Source organism: Nocardia sp. NPDC049737 (assembly GCF_040674755.1).
GTDB lineage: Bacteria > Actinomycetota > Actinomycetes > Mycobacteriales > Mycobacteriaceae > Nocardia.
In genome coordinates, this window is sequence record NZ_JBFANH010000091.1 from 1 (window position 1) to 3,251 (window position 3,251).

The following is a 3,251-nucleotide window of genomic DNA, read 5'->3' on the forward strand; positions in this document are numbered from 1 at the left end:
TCGTATTGGGTGGGTCAGGTTCGTGAGGCGGTGCGCTTCGCTGATGCGGTTGTCGCGATGGCGGGTATGGGTGTGTCGAGGTTCGCCGAGGTCGGACCCGACACCGTGCTCACTCCGATGATCGCCCAGACCCTCGATGACGGGCAGGCGGGTGCGGGGGCGGCTCCTGCGGTCGTGACGTTGGCGCGTCGAGGTCGAGCGGATACATCGGCTGTGCTGGGTGGGGTGGCCGGGCTGTTCGTGGTCGGCGCCGATGTGGACTGGGCCGCTCTGTATGCGGGTACCGGAGCCGAGCGAATCGACTTGCCCACCTACGCTTTTCAGCGTCGGCGTTATTGGATGGCCGAAGGTTCCACTGGTGGTGGTGGCGCTCGGGCGATGGGTCTCGCCGCTACCGGAAACCCCCTGGTCTCAGTGGTTTTCACGCAACCGGACTCCGACGCGGTGACTCTCACCGGCCGCTTGTCGGTGCAGACGCACCCATGGCTGGCCGACCACGCAGTTATGGACACCGTGCTTTTCCCCGGTACCGGCCTGGTCGAACTTGCCTTGCATGCCGGAGAACAGGTGGGCTGCTCGACTCTCGACGAGTTGGTCCTCCGATCCCCATTGGCACTGTCGGAGTCGGCCGGACTCGCGGTGCGCGTTGTGGTGGATGCCGAGGACGAGACCGGCCGTCGCGGGGTGCGGATCTTCTCCTGCTCCGAGGATGGTGTTGACCCAGGGGCGACTTGGGCGTTGAACGCCGAGGGAGTGCTTACACCGGGAATCGATAGTGCGCCTGTGGATTTGGTGCAGTGGCCGCCCTCTGGTGCGGTCGCGGTGGATATCGATGGTGTTTATGACTCCCTGGATGTGCAGGGTTACCAGTACGGTCCGGTGTTCCAGGCGCTTCGGTCGGTGTGGCGTGGATCCGACGGGCTGCTCTACGCCGAAGTCGAATTGCCTGAGCAGGCTCGGGCCGAGGCGGAGCGTTTCGGTCTGCACCCGGCATTACTGGATGCGGCGTTGCATGCGTTGCGATTTGCCGGTGACGTGTCGGCGCAGGGGCCCGGGCTGGCGTTGCCGTTCGAGTGGTCCGGTGTCACGGTGCATGCGGCTGGGGCCGACGCGTTGCGTGTTCGTCTTGCTCGTGTCGGTGAGCATGGCGTCGCTCTGGATCTGGCGGATTCGTCGGGTGCTGCGGTGGCGTCGGTGCGGCAGTTGGTTTCCCGGCCGTTTGATCCCGCGCAGCTCACGAGTGGTGCATCTGTTGCCGGTAGTGGGTTGTTCCAGGTCGGTTGGGCACCGATTTCGGTGCGTGAGGGCGAGGTCGCCGCGGTAGCGTGGCCGGATCTCGGTGAGCGGGTGCCGCCGGTGGTGGTGTTGGACTGCCCGGCGGGTGATGATGCCGCTGCCATTCACGCTGCGACGCATGAGGTTCTGGAGGTTCTTCAGGCTTGGGTTGCCGATCATCGGTTCAGTGAGTCGGTTCTGGTGGTCCGGACCAGTGGTGCGGTATCGGTTGGTGGGGAGGACGTTACGAATCTGGCTGGTGCCGCGGTGTGTGGTCTGGTTCGTTCGGCGCAGGCGGAGAATCCCGGTCGGATCGTGTTGATCGACACCGATTCCGGACTCGATGGGTTGCTGGGTGGGGTGCTGGCTGCGGCGGAACCGCAGGTGGCGGTGCGTGATGGGCAGGTATACATTGCGCGACTCGCCCGGGTCGCCTCCACTGCCGCGACCATTCCGGGGCCCGGCCCCTTCGATCCGGACGACACGGTTCTGATCACCGGTGCCAGCGGCTTCCTCGCTGGGTTGTTCGCCCGTTACCTGGTCGACGCCCATGGTGTGCGCCGGCTGTTGCTGTTGAGTCGCCGTGGTGAATCCGCTTCCGGTGCCACCGAGCTGCGGGCGGAGTTGCGGTCTCGCGGTGCCGAAGTCGATTTCGTCGCCTGTGATGTCGCCGACCGTGTCGCGCTCGCCGAGGTCCTGTCAGGTGTACCTGCCGTCCATCCGCTCACCGGTGTGTTCCATATGGCCGGTGTGCTCGATGACGGTGCCATCGCTTCGCTGACCCCGGATCGGATTGATGCGGTGTTGGGGCCCAAGGTCGATGCGGCCTTGCACCTACACGAGTTGACCGCCGATCTGCCATTGAAGGCGTTCGTGTTGTTCAGCTCGGTGGCCGGTGTGTTCGCCAGCGCGGGCCAGGGTAACTATGCCGCGGCCAACGCGTGCCTCGATGCCCTGGCGGCGCACCGCAGGGCATCTGGGCGCTGCGGCCAGTCTTTCGCCTGGGGTCTGTGGAACATGGACGGAGGCATGGCCGCAGAACTGAGCGACGTCGACCGGCACCGCATGTCTCGTTCGGGCATGCTGCCGCTGTCGGAGGAACAGGGTCTCGCGCTGTTCGACGCCGCCATCGAGATCGACGCGGCGGCTCCCGTCCTTGCCCGTTTCGATCTAGAGAGCATTCGCAGCGCGGGGGCCGCCGCACCGACACTGTTGGCTGGCTTGGTCCCCGCTCGCCGGAAAGCGGCCTCGGGCGCCTTCACGGCACTACGTGCTCGTTTGGCCAATACTCCCGACAATGAGCGCTTCGGTGTTCTCGTCGAGATCGTGCGTGGCCAGGTTGCCACGATTCTGGGTCATCAGAACGCGAATGCGGTTGCCGCGGATAAGGCTTTCGGCGAGCTGGGCTTCGATTCGGTCAGTGCTGTCGAGTTCCGCAACGCTCTCGAGAGCGTGACAGGTCTGCGGCTGCCTGCGACGTTGGTGTTCGATTACCCGACACCGCAGGCTTTAGCGGAGTATCTGGCCGATGAGTTCGCTGGTACCAGTCGGGATATCGAGGTTATTGCCAGCCGAGCTGTTGACGACGATCCGATCGCGGTGGTCGGAATGGCCTGCCGTTACCCCGGAGGGATCACTTCCCCTGAGGAACTCTGGGAATTGGTCCGTATCGGCGGGGATGCGATAACGACGCTCCCGGTCGACCGAGGCTGGGACATCAATGGCATCTACGATCCGGAGCCTGGCCGCGCGGGCAAGTCCTACACCCGGGAAGGTGGGTTCCTGCACACTGCTGCCGACTTCGATCCCGATTTCTTCGGGATCGGGCCCAATGAGGCCACGATGATGGATCCCCAGCAGCGGCAACTATTGGAAACGGCATGGGAGGCGTTGGAGCGTGCCGGTGTCGACCCGGTGGTGCTGCGTGGCAGCTCGACCGGTGTTTTCGCTGGTGTGATGTATCACGACTATGCCCA

Annotated in this window: 1 protein-coding gene; it reads left to right on the plus strand. The window is 64.8% G+C overall.

What is annotated here, in order from left to right; translation table 11 throughout:
* Window positions 1-30: 30 nt before the first annotated feature.
* Window positions 31-3,251, plus strand: a 3,221-nt coding sequence (locus tag AB0J47_RS42180) for a type I polyketide synthase (RefSeq protein WP_364360318.1), incomplete at its 3' end; no start/stop codon positions are given.